The sequence below is a fragment of the Nocardia sp. NPDC004604 genome, assembly GCF_040609795.1.
Lineage (GTDB): Bacteria > Actinomycetota > Actinomycetes > Mycobacteriales > Mycobacteriaceae > Nocardia.
The window spans coordinates 17,033-39,520 of sequence record NZ_JBEXLC010000055.1; the positions used below are offsets into that span (position 1 = coordinate 17,033).

A 22,488-nucleotide genomic window follows, 5' to 3' on the forward strand; every position below is an offset into this window, starting at 1 on the left:
GTGCCAAAGATTTTCGGCAAATTCGCTCAGGCTCAGCCATGTTCGATGATATCTGGCAAATATTCAGCATTCGATATGCGAGTCGAAAACCTTGGGACTATGCGGGAGCTCGACCAAAACGATCTCACCAGGCAGCATTCACCAGCGAATTTGCCGCCATCTCGAGGTAATCGAGCAATGCCTTGCGATGCTCATCATCCAGAATTTCCGGTTCGATCTCTGCCACGCCGATCCGCATACAGCGCAGCCACGCGTCGCGCTCCATCGGACCGATCTTGAACGGCATATGCCGCATTCGCAGCCGCGGATGTCCGCGCTCATCGGAGTAGGTGCGCGGTCCACCCCAGTACTGCTCCAGGAACATGCGCAGCCGCCGCTCCGCCGGTCCGAGGTCCTGCTCCGGGTACAGCGGGCGCAATACCTCGTCGGCCGCCACCTCTCGATAGAACGCCGCGATGATCCGGTGGAACGTCGCCGCCCCGCCGATCGCGTCGTAGAACGACGTCGCTGTCTGCTCGCCGGAAGTCATCAGGTCCTCTCGATCGGTCCGCACTGATCGTTTCGAGCGACCCGCAAGCGATCGCTACGGGCCGCACTCCATTGTGCCCGCGTCACGAACGGGCAGCCCTTCAACCACAGTTCATCCGACATTGTGCGAAATCACCGTGCAATAGTGCGCATTCCATGGTCAACTGGGTGGCAGTCTCTGCCGAGATACCACATGATCTTGATAACTATGAAACCGGGGTCCCCATGAAGCAGCGGCACGGCCGATCACACGAGGCCAGGACGCACCGACAACTCCAGCCCGCCGACGTCCACAATCGTGGGTCGGGGGCTACTCCGCTGCACATCTTGTCCGATCACTATCCGGGTGCACATCGCACCGGTGAGCCTGCTCACCACAATCCGCACCTCACGCCGGTCCAGAACGAGACCGCCAATTGGCTGAAGCGCCGGGTGTTGCTTCTCAATGCCACCTTCGAGCCGCTCACCGCGCTGTCCGCACGCCGCGCCGTGGTGCTCCTGATCTGCGATAAAGCCGATACCGTCCACCATGATCCGGAGGGATCGGTGGTGCATTCCGCCGAATCCGCCGTCACGATTCCGTCGGTCATCCGGCTGCGCAGCTACGTTCATGTGCCCTATCGGGCGCGCGTCCCGATGACCCGCGCCGCCCTCATGCATCGCGACCGCTACCGCTGTGGGTATTGCGGTGGTAAGGCAGAGACCATCGATCACGTCATCCCGCGCAGTCGCGGCGGCGAGCATTCCTGGGAGAACTGCGTCGCGAGTTGCGCCCCGTGTAACCACCGCAAGGCGGACAAACTGCTCAGCGAGTTGGGCTGGTCGTTGCCTTCGCCACTGGTCTCGCCGAAGGGACCGCACTGGCGGCTGTTGTCGACCACCGCGGAGTTGGATCCGGTGTGGTTGCAGTATCTCGGCGAGGGTGCCGCCTAGCCCTGGCTCCCGACCAGACCGGTTCCGCCGGGCCTGGACTCGCATTCATCCGCACGTGTTCTTGGTCACCGCGCACGAACCCCGGGGTCGCTCGGTGCACGGGACACCAGCGGATGGGCCGCAGCCGTGACCGGTGTTTCCGGCTAGGTGTATTCGACGATGAATGCGGCCCAGGTGTTGGGGGCCAGCGCTTCGAAAACGTGCGGGGCATCGCCAGGGTAGGAGATGTAGTCGCCCGGTCCGAGTTCGACGGGTGCGTCGATCGGGCCGATGAGAGCGCGACCGCTGGCCAGCAGCACATGCTCGATCACACCTGGAATGTGTGGGTCGGATCTGCGCGCGTGGCCAGGTTCGGCGGTGATCCGAAAGAAGTCACGGCGGGTGCTGGCCGGTCCGGCCGCGAGCAGGGTGGCACGGTAATCGGATTCCGCGGCGGCCAATACCGGGCCCTCCCCCGCGCGAATCACTTGAACGGTCGGGCGCAGCGGCTCGAGCAGCCGCGAGAAGGGCATATCCAGGGCGACGCACAGCGCCCACAAGGTCTCCAGGCTCGGATTGCCAGTACCCGATTCCAGTTGGGACAGTGTGGATTTCGCGACGCCCGCACGGTTGGCGACCTCGGTGAGCGACAGCCCGGCGCGCGTGCGCTCCCGGCGCAGCGCAGCGGCGATCACTGCCTGCGGCGTCGTCGGATCCTGGTCCATGCGCGCTCCCGTCGAGTAGGGGGATGGCAGGCCGGCGAAGCCGGCCGGGGTGGGTCAATACAGTTGACCGCCCAACAGAGAATCATATTGACGAATCGCCCCGCCATGTTCACTATAAACTACATGCGTTCGATATGGCGAACACTTGATAGGGACACACTCGCCGGCATCGCGGCGGTCCTGCTGGCGGTCGGTCTGATCGCTATTTCCTATGGCGCTACCGCCGTCACCTCCGGTTTTCCGGTGTGGGTTCCGATCGTGCTCGGGGTCGTCGTGCTCGCGGGCGGTGCGGAGTTCCTCTTCATCGGGATCATGGCGGCGGGTGGCAGCCCGATCGCGGCCGTATTGGCCGGGCTGTTGGTCAATGCCCGACATCTGCCGTACGGGCTTTCGGTGCCCGATGTGGTCGGTACCGGATGGCGGCGGCGGATCGGCGTCCATGTGATGAACGACGAATCCGTCGCGCTGGCCCTGGCCCAGCCGGATATTGCGCGTCGGCGGGCCGCGTACTGGGTGAGCGGGTTGGGTGTGCTCATCGCCTGGCCCGGCGGTGCGGCGATCGGCGCGCTGATCGGCACGATAGTGCCCGACACCGGTGCGATCGGGTTGGACGCGGTGTTCCCCGCGGTGCTGTTATCGCTGATCGTGCCCGCGCTGCGGGCGCGGGATACCTTGCGGGCGGCGCTGATCGGAGCGATCGCGGCCGTGGCGAGCGCGCCATTCCTGCCCGCCGGAATGCCTGTGCTGGTTGCGCTTTCGGGGTTGTTCTTCGCGATCTCGCGGAACGGCGACGGCAAGGCCGAGTCCGGAGAGGCGCAGGCGGCATGAGCCAGCGATTCATCGGCGGAGCTCCGGCCGAGCCGAGGACCATGGAGGCACAGGCGTGAGTACTCCGATCTTGCTGGTGGCCATGTCCGCACTCTCCGCCGGAACCTATGCCTTCCGCTCGTCGGGCCCCGCGTTGCGCAACCGCATCCGCTTCCCGGAGCGAGCAACGAAACTGCTGGAGATCGGCGCGGTCGTCCTGCTCGCGGCGATGGTCGCCATCACCACAGTGCCCACCGGCTCCGGCCACCTCGGATTCGCGTTACCCGCAGGGGTTTTGGTCGCCGGCCTGCTGGCCTGGCGTAACCAGCCGATGCTGGTGGTCATCCTCGCCGCGGCGGGCACGACCGCCCTGCTGCGTTTGGTCGGCGTCACCTAACCCCTTGTCGCGGTTGGCATTCGTGCGACAGATGTTGGGGTGGCCGCGCGGAAATCAGCCGGGGGTAAGCGGGATGGCGCCGCCTCGACGGCGGGCGACGGAGCCGTAGCGGGCATCGAGGCGGAGCCAGGTTCTGGTGGCACGGACCCGGACGATTTCGGCGGCCGGGATGCGGCGGGGGTCGGCCCTGTCACCGGAGTGGGGGATGAAATCCATTGCAGTGAGCGCGAATACGACGCGCATCGGGACCTGGACCTGGTCGAGCGCCCCGGAGACGGTGAGCACCGTCTGGTCGAGCAGGGAGGCGGGCGGGCCATGGCTGCTGCCGTGTTCCTTGGCCAGTGCCGCACCCTGTTCGGCGAGTTCGACGAGGGTGCGCGCGGGCACATCGTCGACATGTTCGAAGCCGACATCCGGCGGGAGCGCACCACGCCAGGCCGAATCCATCGAATAGCCGAGATCGATCGGAATTCCGGACGGCAAACCGGCCAGCACCAGATCGGCACCGACGGTGACATCGTCGGTACCGAGCTCGGCGACCACGGTGCGCACCGCGAGCGCTTCGAAACCCGTTGCCACCCACGCGGATACGTATCGTTCGCCACGACGGCGCATACGCACCACCACCGCGGGATCCAGCCGAACGGCCCGGCTCAGAAATGTCGCCAGATTCTCCCGCTCGGCCGGATCGGAAACCTCCAGGAGGCGCTGTACCGACATCAGTGCTCCCACATCACCACATCGCGGCCGCCACCGTACGACGACCGCAGTCCGCCACCACCGCTATGTCAGCGGATTCGGCCGCCACCGCACGGCCGTCGATACCGACGACCACTGCCCGACGGCCGAAACCAGCCATTACTGCCCAACGATTCCGCCGCCCGAACGCCCCGGGCAATCGCTCATTCTTTCCACTCGGCGAGGTAGTCACGTTCGGTATCGGTGAGCCGACGCAGGCGCTGCGTCCGCATATCGAAGGCCGCGATCTGGGTGGAGGCGAGCACCGCGGGCGGCGAGTCCGGGGCCGCGCCGTTGGCGCGGACCTCGTAACCGATGGTGAAATCAACCGCCCGCAGCTGCTCGATCCACATCGCGATATCCAGCGGGGTGTCCTCGTGCCGCAGCTGACCGCGGTAGCGGACCCGAAGGTCCGCCAGCACACAGCCGGTACGCAGCGAGGCGGTCGGACGCCCGTCCTCGAACAGCCACGGAATCCGCGCCTCCTCCAGCAACGTCACCATGCGGGCATGGTTGACGTGCTGGAACACGTCCATATCCGACCACCTGACGTCTACCTTGGCGTGGAAGCGCTTGGGCAGTAGTAGGCTGCCGCCCTGCGACTTTCCGCTGCTGCTCAACGGACTCGTCAACGTGGTACCTCCGATTGGGCGCCCACCCCGCTCACCATGCTTCGCACTTGCCGCGCCGCAACCGACAGCGTAGCGAGATCGTGGGTTCCGGACTCGAACAACTCCGACAGCGCTGCCCGAGCGCGTCCGAGCCGGGACTGGTTTTTCGACTCCCAGTATGCAATCTTCTCGTCCGCTGTCTCCTCCGGGTCACCGCCGGAGAGCACGTCGAGGGTCAGCGAGCGCAGCGAACCGTACATATCGTCGCGCAGTGCGAGCCGGGCCAGCGCGTGCCAGCGATCGCCGCGTTCCAGGTGGCTGACCGCCTGCAACAGCCAATCGATCTTGAGGTGATCGTTGAGCGCGTAGTACAGCGAGCCGACCTCATCGCCGTCGCGATCGGTGATATCTGCGATATCCAACACATCGAGCAGCGGGAACAGATTCAGCAGCCCGAAGACCTCGGTGGCGAGGTCGGTCGGCGCGCCGCGCGCGATCAATTCGGCGGACTGATCGGTCAGTATCGAGACGTGATGTCCGCGCAGCCAGCCGGGCACCTGCGGCGCCAGCTCCCGCACGCCCCGGCTGTACCGGTTGATCTCCGCGCCGACCGCGATCGGCTGCGGACGGTTGCTCAGCAACCAGCGCGAGGCGCGGTCCAGCGCCCGCTTGGTCTCCAGCTCCAGTTCGTCGCGCACCGACACCGAGGCGTCGGTGGCCCGGATCCGCGCCCACATATCGTGCAGGTCGAAGATCTCGCTGGCCGCCGCAAACGCGCGCACCGCATCCGTCGTGCTGGCTCCGACTTCCTCGTTCAGCCGATGGGCGTAGGTGATGCCGCCGTAGTCGACCATTTCGTTGACCACCATCGTGGTGGTGATCTCCCGACGCAGCCGGTGCCGCTTGATGGCGGTGCCGAACCGAGCCCGCAAAGGTGTCGGGAAGTACTGCGGCAGCCTGCTGGCGAAGTACGCGATATCCGGCAGATCGGTCTCGAGCAGATCGGCCTTGAGCGAAAGCTTCACGTGCGCCATGAGATTGGACAGCTCGGGCGAGGCCAGACCGGTGCCCTCCTCGAGTCTGCGCTTGATCTCCACCTGCGACGGCAGCGCCTCCAGCTCGCGATCCACCCCGCGACGCGCCTCCAGATCCTCGATGAGCCGCTGGTGAACATTCAGCATCCGGGGCGCTTCGGCCCGCGAGATGCCCATCAGGAAATTCTGGGAGACGTTGTCCTGCAACACCAGCTGGCTGACCTCATCGGTCATCGAGGCGAGCAGCGGATTGCGTTCGGCCTCGGGCAGTCCGCCCGCGCTGACCACACCGTCGAGCAGCACCTTGATATTGACCTCGTGGTCGGAGCAGTCCACACCGGCCGAGTTGTCCAGCGCATCGGTATTCATCTTGCCGCCGTTGCGACAGAACTCGATGCGGCCGAGCGCGGTCGCGCCCAGATTGCCGCCCTCGCCGACCACCTTGACCCGCAACTGTTTTCCATTGACCCGCACCGCGTCATTGGACTTGTCGCCGACCTCGGCATTGGTCTCGGTGCTGGCCTTGATGTAGGTGCCGATACCACCGTTCCACAGCAGTTGCACCGGCGAAAGCAGGATCGCCCGCACCAGTTCCGGCGGCGAGAGCGCGACCACATCATCGGCAAGCCCCAACGCCTTTCGCGCCTGCGGGCTGATCGGCACGGACTTCACGGTGCGATCCCAGACGCCACCGCCGGTACTGATCAGCGAGGTGTCGTAGTCCGCCCAGGACGAGCGCGGCAGCGCGAACATCCGCTGCCGCTCCCGGAACGAGGTGGCCGCATCGGGATCGGGATCCAGGAAGATATGCCGATGGTCGAATGCCGCGACCAACCGGATGTGCTCGGAGAGCAGCATGCCGTTGCCGAAGACGTCACCGCTCATATCGCCGACCCCGACCACAGTGAAATCCTCGGTCTGGGTATCGATGTCCATCTCCTGGAAGTGGCGCTTCACGCTCTCCCAGGCACCCTTGGCGGTAATGCCCATCGCCTTGTGGTCGTAACCCGCCGAACCACCCGAGGCGAATGCGTCACCGAGCCAGAATCCATAGCGCTGCGCCACATCGTTGGCGATATCGGAGAATGTCGCGGTGCCCTTATCGGCGGCAACAACCAGGTAGGTGTCATCGCCGTCGCGGCGGATCACCCGCGCGGGTGGCAGCACGGCACCGGTTGCCCGGTCCACATTGTCGGTGACATCGAGCAGACCGGAGATGAAGGTCCGGTAGCACTCGACGCCCTCCGCGCCGAGCGCCTGCCGATCCGCGGTCGGATCACCGGTGGCCGCTGGCGGCTGTTTGACCACGAACCCACCCTTGGCGCCGACCGGGACGATGACCGCGTTCTTCACCGCCTGCGCCTTCACCAGACCCAGGATCTCGGTCCGGAAATCCTCCAGCCGATCCGACCAGCGCAATCCGCCGCGCGCCACCGGACCGAAGCGCAGATGTACGCCCTCGACCCGCGGCGAGTACACGAAGATCTCGAATTGCGGCCTCGGCTTGGGCAATTCGGCGATCTCACGCGGCTCGACCTTCACCGAGACGTACCCGCGCGAATTGCCCTCGGCGTCGGTCACATAGTAGTTGGTCCGCAATGTCGCCTTGATCAGCGACAGGATCGCGCGCAGGATGCGGTCGGCGTCCAGGCTGACGACGTCGTCGATGCGCCCGCGCACCCGGGTCTCCAACTCGGCGGCGTGCTCGGCGGATTCGGTATCCGGATCGAACCGCGCCGTGAACAGATCGACGAACAGTTTCGCGATATCCGGATACGCGAGCAGGACCCTGGCGATATTGGCCTGGCTGTACGGAAAATCGGCCTGCTGCAGGTACTTCGCGTACATCCGCAGGATCGACACCGCACGCCACGGCAGCCGGGCGCGCAGCACGAGTTCATTGAGCGCATCCGCCTCGGCTCGGTCGTACCACATCGCCTCGAAGGCCGCGGTGAACCGATCGTGCAACCCTTGCTCCGCCGAGGCCAGCGCATCGGCTCGGGCCGAGGACTCCAGCAGTTCGGCGTCCAGATCCTTATCCAGCGAACTGCGCAGCAATTCCGGCCGGGCCAGCAGACCGAAGTCGTAGATCCAGCGTTCCCCGCCCTCATCCCCGGGCACCGGATCCAGCAGGATCTGGTATGGCCGTTCGTCGACCACTTCGACACCGAGACTCTGCAGCACCGGGAGCACCTGGCTCAGTGAGATGCCGGTGCCGCCGATGTAGAGGGTGAACCGCCACGAGCCCGGAACCGAATCTGCATGGCGGTACAGGTATTGGTCGATCGAACCCTCGGTCAGCCGCTCCAGCCGGACGACGTCGGCCAGTGCACGGTCGGAGGCGAAATCCTGTTTGTACGCCTCCGGAAACGCCTCGGCGTAGCGCTGCACAACTCCGGGATTCAGCACGGTAGAGGTGCTCACCGCATCGTTGAGGCGGTCATCCCAGGTGTGCGTCGCCTCGGCGAGCAGATTCTGGATGCGCAGCCGGTTGGCCTCGGAGGTATCGGCACCGGCAACTGCCTCGCGCGGCGCCCCCAACCCCGTCTCCGGCATGCGCACCGTGAAATACACACTGGCCAGTTCGCTTTCGCTGACCCGCGCCGAATAGTCGATGGAGACGCCACCCAGTTCGCGGACCAGGATTTCCTGCATCTCCAGCCGCACCCGGGTGGTGTAGCGATCGCGAGGCAGATAGACCAGGCATGCGACGAATCGGCCGAAACCGTCCGAACGCAGGAACAGCCGAACCTGCCTGCGCAGACCGACATTCAGGACCGCGGTGGCCGTGCGGCGCATGGTCTCGGCATCAGAGGAGAACAGTTCGGTGCGCGGGAACGACTGGATGACCTCGAGCATGGCCTGACCGGAGAACGAATCCAGGTCGAAGCCGCTCTGCTCGATCACCGAGCGCACCCGGCGCTCGATGACCGGAATGTCGAGGACGTTCTCGTGCACCGCCGTCACGGTGAATACACCGATGAACAGGTGCTCACCGACGATCGTGCCGGATTCGTCGAAGTCCGCGACACCGATGAAATAGGGGTACACCGAGCGGTGCACGGTTGCGGGCACCAGGCCTTGGGTGAGCATCAGCAGCGGGCGGTCGCCCGCGTTGACCGGCACTCGGAAATCGGTGCCGACATCCGGGCGCAGGACGCCGAGGCAGGTGCCGGGCAACGGATTCGAGATCGTCTGCCTCTCCTCGCCGCCGAACCGGTAGCGGGCGTAGCCGAGCACGGTGAAATTGCCACTGTCCAACCAGCGCAACAGATTCGCGGTATCGACCAGATCGGTATCGGAGAACGGCGCGTGGCCGGATTTGGCGGCCAGCTCGAGCTCATCGGCCAGATTGCTCTGCACCTGTTTGATGGTCTCGGTATCGCCGATGACCTGACGCACGTCGGCGACCACATCCGGCATCGACTGTTCGATCCGGTCCAGTAGGGCGCGACTGGTCGAGGGGTGCAATTGCAGGTGCATCCAGGATTCGCGCAGACCGGTGCTGCCGTTGGTATCGACCTCGTGCGGCGCGGCGCTGGTCAGCCGTCCGTCCGCATCGCGCGTCACCTCGAAGATCGGGTGGATCACCTCGCTCACGCTGACGCCCATCCGGCTCAGCGACGAGGTGATCGACTCCACTAGCAGCGCCATATCGTCGGTGACCAGCTGCACCGCGGCGCCGAGCCCGGAGGCGTCGTCCGGGTGGTACACCCGGACTAGCGCCCGCCCGGCCGTGCGGGTCATCGCCAGCTCCATATGCCGCCGGAAGATCTGGGTGATCCCGGTGATCGCGCAGTCCACATCGCCCGCGTCGACGTGGCGGAAATACGCCTCCTCGAGCGTCGCGAGTTCGCCGCGCAGCGACTGCAGCAATCCCGCGGCCCACGCCGCGCTGGACAATTCGGACGAGACAGTCATTTTTTTCGCCAACTCCTCGGATTCGGTTCCGCAACAAAGTGACGCCGGTCCGAGAGTAGCTGTGCCTTGCAGACGCGGAGGTGAATTCCCTTCTAAATGCAGGGTGTTCACCGATACCACAGTGTTCGCCGCTTGGTTGCCGAGGTCGATGATCCCGGCACAGCACCCGATCGGACCGGCAACGTCAGGTAGACGCGATCGCGGTGGTAGCGACCCAATGCCCGGACTGCGCCTGCGCATGCACGTTTCCAACCATAGTCAGATCTGTGGCCGGATGTGCATCGACCGTATTTCCTTCGATGCAGACGCCGCCGGGTGCGTGTTCTCCGCAATTCCTTCGGCAGAACGACCGTTCGATGGCGTCATGCGCGGATGCTACCGCTCGGCGGCCTGCGACCAGCCGCCTAGCCGGATCGATTCCGAATGTCGTTCGGCGGTGCCCACCGTGGATTGCTCGGACTGCGCCCACTGGTGCAGGCCGTCACCCCTGTCGAGCTCGGGTTCCGCTGTGATTCATGCGCACGTCACATCCTGACGCGGGACCTCAACTTTGTTCATGACGGGATCCACCGGCATATCGAGAGGCAGTGAACGCGATGCCACATATCAGCGAACAAGAGGCGCCGGTCCAGATCACCGGTGCCGCCTATTTCGCGCCGCCCGGATGCACACCGATCGTCACCTCCAGCACCGAGATCGTGGAGTTCAGCCCCGACGGGCACAGTTGCGGCAAGTGTCGGCCGTGCGGGAGCAATATGCACGCGAGTCGGGCACATCACGTGGTGTCGACTTCTTGTTGACGACCACGTCGCTACTGCACGTCGCGCTGGCGAGCGACCGGCGCGACGGTGCTGCGCGACGGAATCGAGCTGCTGGCACGGTCTTCCGACCGCGGCATCGTCAATGCAAGGCGCCGAGACCTTCCACAGTGTGGTCACCGATGTGCTGAACCGGGCCGCGGAGCGGCTCGGGGACGATCGCCCCCCCGGACTGGTTGTGCACCGCCCGCGATACCTATATCCGACCGGTTGCGGCCGAGCAGACCGGTCGCGGCGGCGAGTTGTTCCAGGAGTGCGTCGCGTTCGAGTTGTCGGCGCGTCGCGCGGGCTTCATCGGACCACGAAGTGGCCTCGGCGATTTCGTCCTCCAGATCGCGTAGCGACCAGCCGCCGCAGCGGCGAAAGGCCACCCGGCGAGGCGGTACATCGACCGCCCCGCCGAGTGCGGAACTCAGTCGCGGGTGAGCTTGCGGTGCGTCACCCGGTGCGGCCGGGCAGCTTCGATGCCGAGACGCTCGATCTTATTGGCCTCATATGCCTCGAAGTTGCCCTCGAACCAGAACCACTTGGCGTCGTTATCGCTATCGCCCTCCCACGCCAGGATGTGGGTGCAGGTCCGGTCGAGGAACCAGCGGTCGTGGGAGATGACGACGGCGCAGCCCGGGAACTGTTCGAGCGCGTTCTCCAGCGAACTCAGCGTCTCCACGTCGAGGTCGTTGGTCGGCTCGTCGAGCAGGATCAGGTTGCCACCCTGCTTGAGGGTGAGCGCGAGGTTCAACCGGTTGCGCTCACCACCGGAGAGCACCCCGGCGGGCTTCTGCTGGTCCGGGCCCTTGAAGCCGAAGGCGCTGACATAAGCGCGCGAGGGCATCTCCTGGTTGCCGACCTCGATGAAGTCCAGACCGTCGGAGACGACCTGCCAGACGTTCTTCTTCGGGTCGATACCCGCGCGGTTCTGGTCGACGTAGCTCAGCTTGACCGTCTCGCCGACCTTCACCTCACCGCTATCGGGCGACTCGAGCCCGACGATCGTCTTGAACAGTGTGGTCTTACCGACACCATTCGGGCCGATGACGCCGACAATGCCGTTGCGCGGCAGGGTGAACGACAGATCCTTGATGAGCTGACGGTCGCCGAAACCCTTGTCCAGATGTTCGACCTCGACGACCACACTGCCCAGGCGCGGACCCGCCGGGATCTGGATCTCCTCGAAGTCCAACTTCCGGTGCCGCTCGGCCTCGGCCGCCATCTCCTCGTACCGTCCCAGGCGGGCCTTGTTCTTGGCCTGGCGGGCCTTGGCGCCGGACCGCACCCAGGCCAACTCCTCCTTGAGGCGCTTCTGCAGTTTCTGGTCCTTCTTGCCCTGGACCTCGAGACGCTGGGCCTTCTTCTCCAGGTAGGTGGAGTAGTTGCCCTCGTAGGGGTAGGCGCGGCCGCGGTCGAGTTCGAGAATCCACTCGGCGACATTGTCGAGGAAGTACCGGTCGTGGGTGACGGCCAGCACGGCACCGGCGTACGAGGCCAGGTGCTGCTCGAGCCAGAGCACGCTCTCGGCATCGAGGTGGTTGGTCGGTTCGTCGAGCAGCAGCAGATCGGGCTTGCTCAGCAGCAGCTTGCACAGTGCGACGCGACGGCGCTCACCACCGGAGAGGTTGGTGACCGACTCGTCCGGCGGCGGGCAGCGCAACGCGTCCATGGCCTGCTCGAGCTGGGAATCGATATCCCAGGCATCGGCGTGGTCCAGGTACTCCTGCAGTTTGCCCATTTCGTCCATGAGCTCGTCGGAGTAGTCGGTGGCCATGAGTTCGGCGATCTCGTTGAAGCGATCCAGCTTCACCTTGACCTCGCCGAGGCCCTCCTCGACATTGCCGCGAACCGTCTTCTCCTCGTTCAGCGGCGGCTCCTGCTGCAGGATGCCGACGGTGGCACCCGGGGCGAGGAAGGCCTCGCCGTTATTCGGCTGGTCCAGTGCGGCCATGATCTTCAGCACGCTGGATTTACCCGCGCCGTTGGGGCCGACGACGCCGATTTTCGCGCCGGGAAGGAAGTTCAAGGTGACATCGTCGAGCACGACCTTATCGCCGTGCGCCTTGCGAACCTTCTTCATTTGGTAGATGAACTCAGCCATACGGGAAAGCCTATCGGTGTGGGTATCGATGGAATGCAACAGAGCCACCACTGTCGCCGGGAGTATCCGGCCGTGCGTCAAGCGTCGACGGGCTCGGGATCAGCGAGCTGGGGCGGTGCGGAAGACGGGGACGTCGCGTCCTCCCCCGGCTCCTGGCCGTCGACGCGTGCACGATCATCAGCGCTGGATCGGTCACAACTATTCCGTGCCAGGGTACTGGGTCCGGACGCCACGCCCGAAACCGCGCGCCGGACCACCTGCGCGGTGCAGCGGGACAGGTCAGGGCCGATCGCGGTGGCGCGCATTTCGACATCGCGGCGTTCCGCGCCGTCCCTGCCCCGGTATTCGTGTGAGCGCAGTTGGCCGTGCGCGATGATCGGATCGCCGCGGCGCAGGGAGGCATCGACACCGAGCACCAGTCTGCGCCAGCAGCTGACCGTGAGATAGAGCGTTCCGTTGTCCACCCACTCCCCGGTCTCGGGATTGAACCGCCGGGAATTGCTCGCCATCCGAAAGGTCACCACCTGCTCCCCATTGGTCAGATCGCGCTTGATCGGATGGGTCACGACCGTGCCGATCACAGTCGCCATCGCTTCGTACATCGTTGCGCCCCTTTACGTTTCGATCCGTCACGGATCGCTTCAGGTGTTCCGTCCTCGACATCGAAGACCCCTTCAGCCTGACGGCTCGTTACCCCATCCGGCCGCCCCGATTCCCGAATGTGGACAACTTCGAAACATGTGGACAGTCGCCACTTCATACATCTCGATCGACGGAAGAACGGCGACTCGACCGGGCCCTGACCACCCGATGGCGATATCGACGAGCGATGGCGCCGAAACCCGCGCGAGTTAGAAGACCGCCAAGTCGGTATTGGCACCACACAGCACGATCACGGGCCGCTCCCCTTCGGCGGGCACATATGCGCCGCTCTGCACGGCGGCCAGCGCCGTCGCCCCCGTCAATTCCACGACGATCCGAAACTCCCGCCACAGATATTCGCGGGCCGTCGCAATCGCGTCATCGGTCACCAATAGTGACCGCACGTCATAGCGACGCGCGATATCCAACGCGATATCCCCGATCCGATTGGCGCCCAATGACTCCGTTGCGATGCGGGCGACATTCACCTCCACGGGCCGCTGTGCGCGCAATGCGGCGTTGAGCGTGGCAATGCCCTCCGGTTCGACCCCGACCACCTGCTGCCGCCGCCCGAGCGCCGCCGCGATCCCGGCGACCAGCCCGCCGCCACCGACCGCGACCAGCACCGGTGGTCGCCCGCGCACCTGCTCCTCCAGCTCCAGCCCGACCACACCCGCACCGGCAACCACTGAGGGCAGGTCGTAGGCGTGCAATTGCATGGCGCCCCGCTCGTTCGCGAGCTCGGTCGCGTAACGGTAGGCCTCGGCGTAAGTCGTTCCGTGCCACAGCACTTCGGCACCGTAGGACCACATCGCGGCCACCTTGGTATGCGGCGCCGATTCCGGGACCACCACGGTGCACAGCTTGCCGAGGCGAGCAGAGGCCAACGCGGCCGCGATCCCGGCGTTGCCACCCGAGGCGATGACCACCTGATCGACCTGTCCGGCCGACTCCAGCAGCGCGTTGAAGCTGCCGCGTACCTTGAATGTCCCACCGTGCTGCAGGTATTCGAGCTTCAGCGTGACCGGGACGGGCCCGTTCGGTCCCATGATCGAGGTATGGAATACCGGCGTCTTGCGCACCTGTCCGGCCAGTCGTCTGCGCGCGGCACGGACATCGGATCGATACACCCGTCGGGCATGCCTGTTCTCCACCATCGTGGCACCCCGCTCACTCACTGCTTGTACCTCGATGGAACTCAATGACGCATTCCTCGGTCCCGCTTGGCCAATTCGGCGAACATGGCATTGTGGGCGGCCAACTCCGCGTCATGGTCCCGGTCGGCTGCCCGATCGGTCCGCTTCGCGAGTTTGGCATCGCTGCGCGACCACTGGATGAGCAGTGCCAGCATCACCACCACCAACGGCACCTCCCCGCTCGCCCACGCGAGGCTACCGCCGGTGCGCTGGTCACCGAGCAGGTCGTTGTTCCAGCCCAGGGCGAGGCTGCGGAAGAACCACCCACCCATCACCGTGGTCATGCTCATCAGCGCGATACCGAAGAAAGCATGGAAGGGCAGCGAGCCGAATACCATGCCGAGCTTGGTCAGCGGCTGCACCTGACGCGGCTTCGGGTCGATGCCGATCACCACCCAATAGAACAGATAGCCGCTGAGCAGGAAGTGCAGGTTCATCATCAGATGCGCCGCATGGGAATCGACGAACGAATCGTAGATACCGCCCATGTACAGCGCGTAGAACCCGCCGACGAAGATCACCGACGCGACGATCGGATGGGTCAGAAAGCGCGAGACCGGGTTGTGCACCGCGGCCAGAATCCATTCCCGAGGACCGGGCACGCCGTTGCGCCCGGCCGGTGGCAAGGCCCGCAGCGCCAAGGTGACCGCACCACCGAGCGCGAACAGGATCGGCGCCAGCATCGACAGCGCCATGTGCTGTCCCATGTGCACGCTGAACGCCGCAGGGGCATACCGCCCGACCCCCGACGAGGTGGCGAAAAGCAGGATCGCACAGGCCGATAGCCAGGCAATGGTTCGCCCGACCGGCCAGGCGTCCCCGCGCGCACGCAACCGCCGCACCCCCATCAGGTACAGGACCGCAAGCACGACGGACAGCGTGCCGAAGATCAAGTCGAAGCGCCAGTCGAACAGCAGTCGCGATACCGACGGCGGGCCGTCCAGGTTGTAGCCGAGTTCGACCTCGGTAGGGGTCGGCACGCTGGTCGGCGGTGGCGGCGGCGTTCGACCCAACCCGACGGCCAGACCCATGGTGGCCGCGAAGATCAGCGCTTCCACACCACCGAATCGGATGAGCGCGGCGCGGTCGCGCGGGTTCGCGGCGAGTGCGGGGAGACTGGCGCGACGCTGCAGATATCCGACCCCGCCGAGCACCGCGAGCGCGCACGCCTTGGCGATCACCAGTCGGCCGTAGGTGGTGGTGAACAGATCGCTCCATGGCACCCGCACCCAGGAGTTGATCACACCGCTGACGCCGATCACGATGAAGGCGATGGTGGCGGTCAGCGAGAATCGCCGGGCCGCGATATCGGTGTGCCCGCCGCCGCGCATCGCGTACGCGAGCACCGCGAACAATCCACCGACCCACACCGCGGCGGAAACCAGGTGCAGGATCAGGCTGTTGGTCGCCAGGTCGTGCGCACCGCCCGCGGACGAATGCCCGGTCAGTGCCAGCGGCATCATCGTGACGACCGCACCGCCGAACAGCACCGGGGTCCACCCCCAGCGCAGCGCGAGTCGGCAACCCACCGCGACGATCAGCGCGAAGACCACCGTCGTGCGCCACGCCTGGGCCAGATCCACCTGACCGATCGCGCGCCACAATTGCTCCGGCCGCCAGATCTGACTCACCGGCTGCCCGGTGGTATCCGACACCGTCAGCGGTATCAGCAGCGCCGCACAGCAGGCCCAGCTCAGGGCGAAGTTCGAGGCGCGCCGGACCGCGCGATACCCGCCGACATCGAGCAGGCCGTTCGCCTGCGGGGGTATCAGGAACGCGGCGAACAGCAGTGAGCCGACAGTCAATGCGGCGGACAGATCGGCGAGCGCCCGCAGCGCGGGCAGGCCATAGGTGGTCAGCGGTCCGGGATCCGGAATGCCGAGCAAGGTCAACGCCTGCGCCGCCGACAGTCCGACGATCATCGCAGCGACCACCGCCGCGATCGCACCGGCCAGCACCGTGATGGTCGCGAAGGTCGCCGCGGAGCCCGATTTACCCGTTTCGAGATCGGGTGCGACGGACGGGTCCTGCGGTGACGACATGGGACTGAGCGTAGTCGGCCGTTAATGCGTGGCCCGGTGGGGATTGGGCCGATATGGTGGCTAACGGATCGGAGGTGCGATGTCGATCATCCCGCGACTCGCTCGGCCCATGCGCCGCAGGTGGCTGAAATGTTGCTAATACTAAGAACCTAGCCATCTGGACGGTCGCTATACTTGCCCTGCTGGACAGCACGGCCAATGTCGGCCATCGTGGAACCCACTGCCTCCGTAGCTCAGTTGGATAGAGCAAGGGCCTTCTAATCCCTAGGTCGCAGGTTCGATTCCTGCCGGGGGCACCACCCAGTACTGCGACCCGCTGACCAGCGGGAGCGCAGTTCCGTGGTGTGAGTATCCACACGATTGGCTCCGTAAACGCCAGATTCGAGATCTGGTTCGCCTCTCGGGCCCAAGGGTCCAACCTGTGAAGTTGCCCAGAATGTTGCCGTGCCGCCCAGAGTTCTGTCTTGGCCGTCGCGATCGTCGATTCACACCGCCGCGCCAGCCGGCGACAGTGCGCTCGGCTCCCGACAGTTTCACGCTCGCAGACCACCACCCCCGCACCGGGCTACCGAGGCGTCGCCTCGACTGTGACCGCCGCGCTGCGGGGCGAATACCGGACTCCGAATCCACACGCTGACAGCGCAGTCAATGCAGCCCGTTGGACTGCCATGGCGACGGCTCGGTGTGGCCGAGTCTTGCTGCGAGTCGGGTGAGCCGTATTCGTGCGACCGAGCGGTAGGCCGGGGCAAGCACTGCGGCGAGCGGACCTTCCTGACCGAATGCGTGCTCGACTTCTGTTGCGGCACCGGAGGGTTGGATGCGCCAATTGCCCAGTTCGGTGAATCCCGGCACGCTCCAGCGGGTATCGATTCGGCCGGGTTCGATGCTCACGTAGTCGAAGGTTCCGGACAGTCCGGGGCGAACGATCAACCGATAGGGTTCGCCGATCACTGCCTCCGGTCGGCCGTGTATTCGAAGAAAGGCCGGGTTCCATTCGGGCAGTGACAGCGGGTCGAGGAGCACGGCTCGCACCTCGTCCGGTGTCGCTGCGACACGTATCCGTGCGGATTGTTCGCTGATCATGATGTCGCCTGCGTCCGGATGGGGGCCGGCGGGATCGACAAAGCGCGCGCCAGTCGTGCGCTCGCACCCGGATCATGGGCGGGCAGGATGACGAGTCCGGGCAGCGCCGTACGGAGTTCGTTGACCAGGTGTGCCGAAGTTCGCATCTGTCGTTTGTCCCCGACACCCGGCAGATGTCCCTCGGCGAGCAGGCGGTCGTCGTAGGTGAGGTCACCGACCATCAGCAGCGGGTGCTGTCCGGGGCGGCGCACCAGCATCGACAGCGATCCCGGGGTGTGGCCGGGAGTGCGCAGCAGCACCAGGCTGCCGTCACCGAACAGATCGTGCCCGCGCTCGAAGGGGCGGATGGCGGGATCGGCAAGACCTTCCGGTTCCACCTGCTTCCAGCGCAGGCCGGGCAGGTCGATGTGGGTCGGCATCAGTCCGCGGGCCTCGGGCAGAGGTTTGTGCAGCGAGTCCCATTCGATCCGGTCGATCACGATGTCCGAGCGATCGAGTTCGGGAAGCCCGCCGATGTGGTCCTGGTGCAGATGGGACAGCACAGCGGTATGGACGTCCCCGAGCGCGTGCCCGAGCCGGCGGATTCCGGCCGAAAGCGTCTGCGCCGGTTCGATGTCGAACTTGGCCAGCCGGGAGTAGACCAGCCCGTTCAGCCCACCGGGGAAGTAATCGGGGTCGGTGACCGAAGCTCGGTCCTGGCCGGTGTCGAACAGGACCAGGCCGTCTCGATGCTCGATGACGAAGACATTGATCGGCCTCGGGTCGGTCCATCGGCGCGAGGTGAACAGCCAAACATAGGTGTTCTTCCGCGTCGGCCCGACATGTTCGGGGCGGATGGCGACCGTGCCGGTGCTGATGACCGACACGCTCGAGATGGGGTCCAAGGCAGTGCTCATGGCGTTACTCCTTCAGTAGATGTCGTGTAACTAGATTACACGACATCTGCTGTTGAGCAATAGGTGTCGTGTAATGTTTATGTGGCGGTCCTACGTGAGAGCAGGAGCAATGGTGCGGATGAGGCGAGTGCGGTGAGAACCGCGGAAGAGTTGCGGTACCTGATTCTGGCGATCCAGCGAGAAGGCAACCGACAGCTGGCAGCGCAGTTGCGGCCACTGGGGGTGACTCCGTCTCAGGCGGAAGTGCTGCGCGTACTCGACGACTTCGGACCGCTGACCCTGGTCGGCGTCGGGGAGCTACTCGTATGTGAAACCACGACGAGCCCGAGCAGGCTCGTCGATCGGCTGACGGGCCAGGGACTGGTGGAGCGCGAGGTGAGCCCCGGCGACCGGAGATTCGTCTCGCTGACCCTGACCCCGGATGGACGCCGGGTCGCACGCCAGATCGCCGCCGTCGAGAGTGCGCTGTACGAGCAGCTGGATCAGCTGACCGCCGGGAAGCCGATTGAACCGGCCCTGCGCGTATTGCGCGGGCTTGCCGACGGGTCGTCCGCAGGCGAAGCGCTCGCCCGACGCCGCGAGGCAGCCATATCGAAATGAGCCTCCGAGGCTCCGATCCCGAGGAACACATGGCCGCGGCCAAGATCGCCGGGCCGAATCGGAAGCGTTGCCCTCGCCGCCCGCGACGCGCGGGCCCGAGAACGCCTGCGCGAGTTGTGGACTCAATGGTGGCTGCCCGATCGGCAACACCAGCTCAGCGCCGAGCACTCGGCGGCATCGCCGGATCGCGTCGCCCAGGCGTGGCGTGCCTGATCGAAGCGCACTGGGCCTTCCACCTATAGGACATCAATGAGCCCGAACGCGAACAGCAGGTCCGCTCAGCAGCCGAAGCGCTCCTCGCCACCATCGGGTCCCGAAAACGGCCAGTATGTTCAGCGGGCCATCAATTCCGACCCGATCCCGGATGCACTTTGCGTGATCCCGATATGCGATGGTTCGGAGTGGCGATCACGGCACTTCCGCACCGGTCTGGGGGCAATTCCCGCGTGGGCAGACGTGCACCGGAAACCTTTGCGCCAATACCGCATCGATTCCCCGAGCCCGCTCGGCGGCAACACACACAGCCGAGCATATAGCCGGGCCGATACGCGAGTCGAAAGAATCTCTCGACCATTGCGACGTGTTCAGCCATAGCAAACTGGCTTTAATGGGATTCGGCGGCATAGACTATCCGAATTGGCATTCGAAGGAAATATCCGCATCTACCCTAAGGATGGCTCATGGCCAAGAAAGTAACCGTCACGGTGGTCGACGATTACGACGGCACATCGAAGGCGGACGAGACCATTCGCTTTTCCCTCGACAACGTGATCTACGAGATCGACCTGTCGACCAAGAACGCGGGCAAGTTGCGCGCGACCCTCGAACCGTGGACGGAAAACGCTCGTCGCACCGGTCGACTGACCAAGCCGCGTGGCGTCGGCAAAGGCTTCGGTTCGACGGTCGAGCGGGACCAATCGCTGGTGATCCGTGAATGGGCCCGCAAGAACGGCCACAAGGTATCGGCCCGCGGCCGAATCTCCGCCGACGTGGTCGCCGCCTACCACAGCGCACAGAAGTAGAAAATTCAACATCATTGGTCGATACCGAGGACGCTGAGCCCGGGTCGACAAAGGTGTTGACGCCCGCCCTCATATATCGATGGCTTCTCAGAGCGACGAATGAACGCCGCTCCAAGAAGCCGATCTGATGCACATCACTCACACCGGCACGGGTATCGCTGGCAGCTCCATGTTCGGTCCGCCCGTCGATCTTGGTCGACTGATATTCGCATTCACGATGTGTAGTGGATTGCGCCGAATCTATCGCGTTCGATGGTTCCGATTTGTGTGCGGCAATCCCTATTCCGGTGGCAACGAATGGACCCGGCCGACCTGCTGCGCTTCATCGACGATGGCATTGGTGATGTCGGTTTCACGCAGCAGGTCCAGCCGGTCTGTTGCCCGAGGTGGAATCGGGCGGTGTCCGGTGGGCCGATCAGGCGGACGTGGTCGGCACTGCCGATTTCCGGGGTGTGCCGAACCAGCAGGACAGTGCCTCGCGGAGCGCGAGCGCGGCGGCATCAGCAGGTTCATCGATCGTTGCGGCCCAGGCGATTTGGGCATCCGGGCGGATCAGCAGGGCATCGGCTGGCCGGTCTTCGGTTTTTGCGGTGTGAATATCTATCCGATGCTGCCAGTCTCGGGCGATCTCGCGGAGGTCCGGGCGGTCGGCGAGGTCGAGGAGGACGGGCCGTGCGGTGTGCACGAGTTCCGCGACGCTGGTTGTGCCCTGGTCGGTGTGCAGGGTGAGGTCGGGTGCGAAAGTGCCGGTCAGAGCGTGTTGGTCGGAGTTCGGTAGTGGGTAGCGGATGTCGGTGCCCGCGATAAGGGCTCCCATGCGGCGCAATGGCTGCTCGTCGACGAGCAGTTCCTGGATAACCGCCCGAAGTGCTTCGGCGGCCGGGTCGTGTCCGCGCCGCAGTGCCACCTGGGCTCGGGTCTGTAGCAGTGCGCGGGCACCGGCGAAGTGGCGTTCATCGTGATATGTGTCCAGCAGGCCGGTCGGCGCCCAGCCGTTGATATCGGCGGCCAACTTCCAGGCAAGGTTGACCGCGTCGAGCATGCCGACATTGATCGCCGAGCCGGTGGCGGGCAGCAGGTGGGCCGCATCGCCAGCGAGCAGGATCCGCCCGTCACGGTACCGTTCGGCCTGACGAGCTTGAAATTGGTAGCGCGACAGCCGAATCGGGTCTCCCAAGGGGAGATTGCCGCCGAGTAAACGCCGGATGCTCGCCTGGAGCTCGGTCATGGTCATCGGCACGTCATCGTCGACTTCGGTGAGCTCGTCCTCCGTGGTTTGCAGGAACAGAACCCCGGGGGTGAGTGACCCGACCGCGAACACACCGCGGTCTGTTCGGGTGAAACCCGCACGGATCCGGCCCAGTTCGGGAACGTCGAGATCGCCGTTGTCGAGCATGGTCACCGAATCGGGCATGGTGACCTGCGCGAGCCGGTTGACTTCTGGATAAGTGGTGCCGGGGAACGGGATGCCCGCCAGGCCGCGGACCCGGCTGCGCGCCCCGTCGCAGCCCACCAGATATCGGGCGGTCACCCGATACGGTCCGTCCGGCCCGCGCACATCCGCGGTCACCGTGGCGTCGTCCTGGCTCACCCCGACTACCTCGTGTCCGCGGCGGATGTCGGCGCCCAGTTCACGAGCGTGTTCGTCGAGCAGGCGCTCGAGTCGCCGCTGCGGGAGCGGCAAACCTTCCAGTGGGGGATCTGCCAGGTGCGTAAAGTCCAGATGCACTCCCCCGAACGGGAATATGGGAGCCGGCGTGGGGTCGGTGACGGCCGCGCGGATCCGTTCCAGCAGGCCCCGGTAGCGCAGCAGTTGCAGGATCTGCCCGCCGAGACCGTGGGCCTTCGGGGTGTCCCGGAGCTGTGGCTGGCGCTCCAGTATCAGCGGTCGCACTCCGGCCAGGCGCAGCTCAGCGGCCAGCATCAGGCCGGTCGGGCCGGCGCCCACGATGATCACGTCGGTGTCGGTCACGCGCCGTTCCTCTCGAAGTATTTCGTCGCGTCCCGGCTCGTCGACAACACGCATTCGGTACTCCCATTTCCGCAGGTTCTGAACTCGGTCTGCGATTCTGCAGCATGCCCCGGGTCTTGCCGCAAGCCCCCGGGTGCGCTATAAGTTGAGAGCGGGAAGGGAGTGTTTCCCTTTGACCAGATGAGGATCTCGCAGTAATCGACATCGTGAGCTGCACCGATCCGTCGGGGATATGGGATTCGATCGGACCCATCCACTGCGTGAATTGCAGTCGGCTCGGTATGGCGCCGGTCCACCGAAACCCATTGGCTGCAGCAGTATTTGCCGCACGAACATGCCATCGCCGGTCTCGCCGTGCGCTTCCTCCCAGGTGCCGACCCGAGTCATCAGCCGAACCAGCAGAATTGGGCGTCGATCGGGCAGCCGGGCCCCACCAGAAGAGCAGCTCGAGCGGC

The 22,488-nt window shown here is 65.3% G+C and carries 17 protein-coding genes and 1 tRNA gene; 6 read left to right on the top strand and 12 right to left on the bottom strand.

Translation table 11 applies throughout. The features are described 5' to 3' along the window. Positions 1-124: 124 nt before the first annotated feature. On the bottom strand, positions 125-529 hold the full coding sequence (locus ABZW16_RS20790; RefSeq protein WP_354957576.1) for a globin: 405 nt from the start codon (positions 527-529) through the stop codon (positions 125-127). A gap of 224 nt (positions 530-753) precedes the next feature. On the opposite strand from ABZW16_RS20790, the gene ABZW16_RS20795 reads away from it, so the two are divergent. Further along, positions 754-1,461, top strand: coding sequence for an HNH endonuclease (locus ABZW16_RS20795; protein ID WP_354957577.1), 708 nt, complete (start codon positions 754-756; stop codon positions 1,459-1,461). 143 nt (positions 1,462-1,604) lie between these two features. Here ABZW16_RS20795 and ABZW16_RS20800 read toward each other — a convergent pair whose 3' ends face one another. Continuing rightward, positions 1,605-2,165: an XRE family transcriptional regulator gene (locus ABZW16_RS20800; protein ID WP_354957578.1), complete on the bottom strand. Its 561-nt coding sequence runs from the start codon at positions 2,163-2,165 to the stop codon at positions 1,605-1,607. A 123-nt stretch (positions 2,166-2,288) separates the two neighbouring features. Between ABZW16_RS20800 and ABZW16_RS20805 the strand changes: the two genes are divergently transcribed. Together ABZW16_RS20805 and ABZW16_RS20810 are read left to right on the top strand one after the other, a co-directional pair. Then, positions 2,289-2,993 (top strand): AzlC family ABC transporter permease, encoded by a 705-nt coding sequence (locus tag ABZW16_RS20805; RefSeq protein WP_354957579.1) that lies wholly within the window; start codon positions 2,289-2,291, stop codon positions 2,991-2,993. Positions 2,994-3,048: 55 nt separating this feature from the next. Next, positions 3,049-3,369: an AzlD domain-containing protein gene (locus ABZW16_RS20810; protein ID WP_354957580.1), complete on the top strand. Its 321-nt coding sequence runs from the start codon at positions 3,049-3,051 to the stop codon at positions 3,367-3,369. Positions 3,370-3,423: 54 nt separating this feature from the next. On the opposite strand, the gene ABZW16_RS20815 is transcribed toward ABZW16_RS20810, so the two are convergent. The 7 genes from ABZW16_RS20815 to ABZW16_RS20845 form a co-directional block, all read right to left on the bottom strand. Beyond that, positions 3,424-4,089, bottom strand: a complete 666-nt coding sequence (locus tag ABZW16_RS20815; RefSeq protein ID WP_354957581.1) for a hypothetical protein — start codon at positions 4,087-4,089, stop codon at positions 3,424-3,426. A 182-nt stretch (positions 4,090-4,271) separates the two neighbouring features. Continuing rightward, positions 4,272-4,688: a thioesterase family protein gene (locus tag ABZW16_RS20820; RefSeq protein WP_354957611.1), complete on the bottom strand. Its 417-nt coding sequence runs from the start codon at positions 4,686-4,688 to the stop codon at positions 4,272-4,274. Between the two features lie 47 nt (positions 4,689-4,735). Then, a complete protein-coding gene (locus ABZW16_RS20825; RefSeq protein WP_354957582.1) occupies positions 4,736-9,673 on the bottom strand; it encodes an NAD-glutamate dehydrogenase in 4,938 nt (1,645 codons plus the stop codon). 1,230 nt (positions 9,674-10,903) lie between these two features. Next, positions 10,904-12,580, bottom strand: a complete 1,677-nt coding sequence (gene ettA / locus ABZW16_RS20830) for an energy-dependent translational throttle protein EttA (RefSeq protein WP_354957583.1) — start codon at positions 12,578-12,580, stop codon at positions 10,904-10,906. A gap of 77 nt (positions 12,581-12,657) precedes the next feature. Then, positions 12,658-13,182 carry a single-stranded DNA-binding protein gene (locus tag ABZW16_RS20835; protein ID WP_354957584.1) on the bottom strand — a complete coding sequence of 175 codons (525 nt, stop codon included), beginning with the start codon at positions 13,180-13,182 and terminating at the stop codon, positions 12,658-12,660. A 249-nt stretch (positions 13,183-13,431) separates the two neighbouring features. Further along, entirely contained in the window at positions 13,432-14,379 is a 948-nt protein-coding gene (locus ABZW16_RS20840; protein ID WP_354957612.1) for a threonine/serine dehydratase, read from the bottom strand. 41 nt (positions 14,380-14,420) lie between these two features. Next, complete coding sequence (locus ABZW16_RS20845) at positions 14,421-16,460, bottom strand: cytochrome c oxidase assembly protein (protein WP_354957585.1); 2,040 nt, start codon at positions 16,458-16,460, stop codon at positions 14,421-14,423. Positions 16,461-16,682: 222 nt separating this feature from the next. Here ABZW16_RS20845 and ABZW16_RS20850 point away from each other — a divergent pair. Next, positions 16,683-16,759: transfer RNA gene (locus ABZW16_RS20850), tRNA-Arg, on the top strand. Positions 16,760-17,105: 346 nt separating this feature from the next. Here the strand turns inward: ABZW16_RS20850 and ABZW16_RS20855 are convergent. Next, a complete protein-coding gene (locus tag ABZW16_RS20855; protein WP_354957586.1) occupies positions 17,106-17,543 on the bottom strand; it encodes an SRPBCC family protein in 438 nt (145 codons plus the stop codon). Beyond that, on the bottom strand, positions 17,540-18,439 hold the full coding sequence (locus ABZW16_RS20860; protein WP_354957587.1) for an N-acyl homoserine lactonase family protein: 900 nt from the start codon (positions 18,437-18,439) through the stop codon (positions 17,540-17,542). The genes ABZW16_RS20855 and ABZW16_RS20860 overlap by 4 nt, the downstream gene beginning before the upstream one ends. Positions 18,440-18,571: 132 nt before the next feature. Between ABZW16_RS20860 and ABZW16_RS20865 the strand changes: the two genes are divergently transcribed. Next, positions 18,572-19,039, top strand: coding sequence for a MarR family transcriptional regulator (locus tag ABZW16_RS20865; RefSeq protein ID WP_354957588.1), 468 nt, complete (start codon positions 18,572-18,574; stop codon positions 19,037-19,039). Positions 19,040-19,719: 680 nt separating this feature from the next. Further along, positions 19,720-20,061: an Lsr2 family protein gene (locus ABZW16_RS20870; protein ID WP_354957589.1), complete on the top strand. Its 342-nt coding sequence runs from the start codon at positions 19,720-19,722 to the stop codon at positions 20,059-20,061. 415 nt (positions 20,062-20,476) lie between these two features. On the opposite strand, the gene ABZW16_RS20875 is transcribed toward ABZW16_RS20870, so the two are convergent. Further along, the gene (locus ABZW16_RS20875; RefSeq protein ID WP_354957591.1) at positions 20,477-22,033 is read right to left on the bottom strand and encodes an FAD-dependent monooxygenase; all 1,557 of its coding nucleotides are present in this window, start codon (positions 22,031-22,033) and stop codon (positions 20,477-20,479) included. Between the last annotated feature and the right edge of the window lie 455 nt (positions 22,034-22,488).

Bases quoted from the DNA above. Each gene is read 5' to 3' on its own strand.
- ABZW16_RS20790 (WP_354957576.1), bottom strand. From the start codon at position 529: ATGACTTCCGGCGAGCAGACAGCGACGTCGTTCTACGACGCGATCGGC.
- ABZW16_RS20795 (WP_354957577.1), top strand. From the start codon at position 754: ATGAAGCAGCGGCACGGCCGATCACACGAGGCCAGGACGCACCGACAA.
- ABZW16_RS20800 (WP_354957578.1), bottom strand. From the start codon at position 2,165: ATGGACCAGGATCCGACGACGCCGCAGGCAGTGATCGCCGCTGCGCTG.
- ABZW16_RS20805 (WP_354957579.1), top strand. From the start codon at position 2,289: ATGCGTTCGATATGGCGAACACTTGATAGGGACACACTCGCCGGCATC.
- ABZW16_RS20815 (WP_354957581.1), bottom strand. From the start codon at position 4,089: ATGTCGGTACAGCGCCTCCTGGAGGTTTCCGATCCGGCCGAGCGGGAG.
- ABZW16_RS20825 (WP_354957582.1), bottom strand. From the start codon at position 9,673: ATGACTGTCTCGTCCGAATTGTCCAGCGCGGCGTGGGCCGCGGGATTG.
- ettA (WP_354957583.1), bottom strand. From the start codon at position 12,580: ATGGCTGAGTTCATCTACCAAATGAAGAAGGTTCGCAAGGCGCACGGC.
- ABZW16_RS20835 (WP_354957584.1), bottom strand. From the start codon at position 13,182: ATGTACGAAGCGATGGCGACTGTGATCGGCACGGTCGTGACCCATCCG.
- ABZW16_RS20840 (WP_354957612.1), bottom strand. From the start codon at position 14,379: ATGGTGGAGAACAGGCATGCCCGACGGGTGTATCGATCCGATGTCCGT.
- ABZW16_RS20845 (WP_354957585.1), bottom strand. From the start codon at position 16,460: ATGTCGTCACCGCAGGACCCGTCCGTCGCACCCGATCTCGAAACGGGT.
- ABZW16_RS20855 (WP_354957586.1), bottom strand. From the start codon at position 17,543: ATGATCAGCGAACAATCCGCACGGATACGTGTCGCAGCGACACCGGAC.
- ABZW16_RS20860 (WP_354957587.1), bottom strand. From the start codon at position 18,439: ATGAGCACTGCCTTGGACCCCATCTCGAGCGTGTCGGTCATCAGCACC.
- ABZW16_RS20870 (WP_354957589.1), top strand. From the start codon at position 19,720: ATGGCCAAGAAAGTAACCGTCACGGTGGTCGACGATTACGACGGCACA.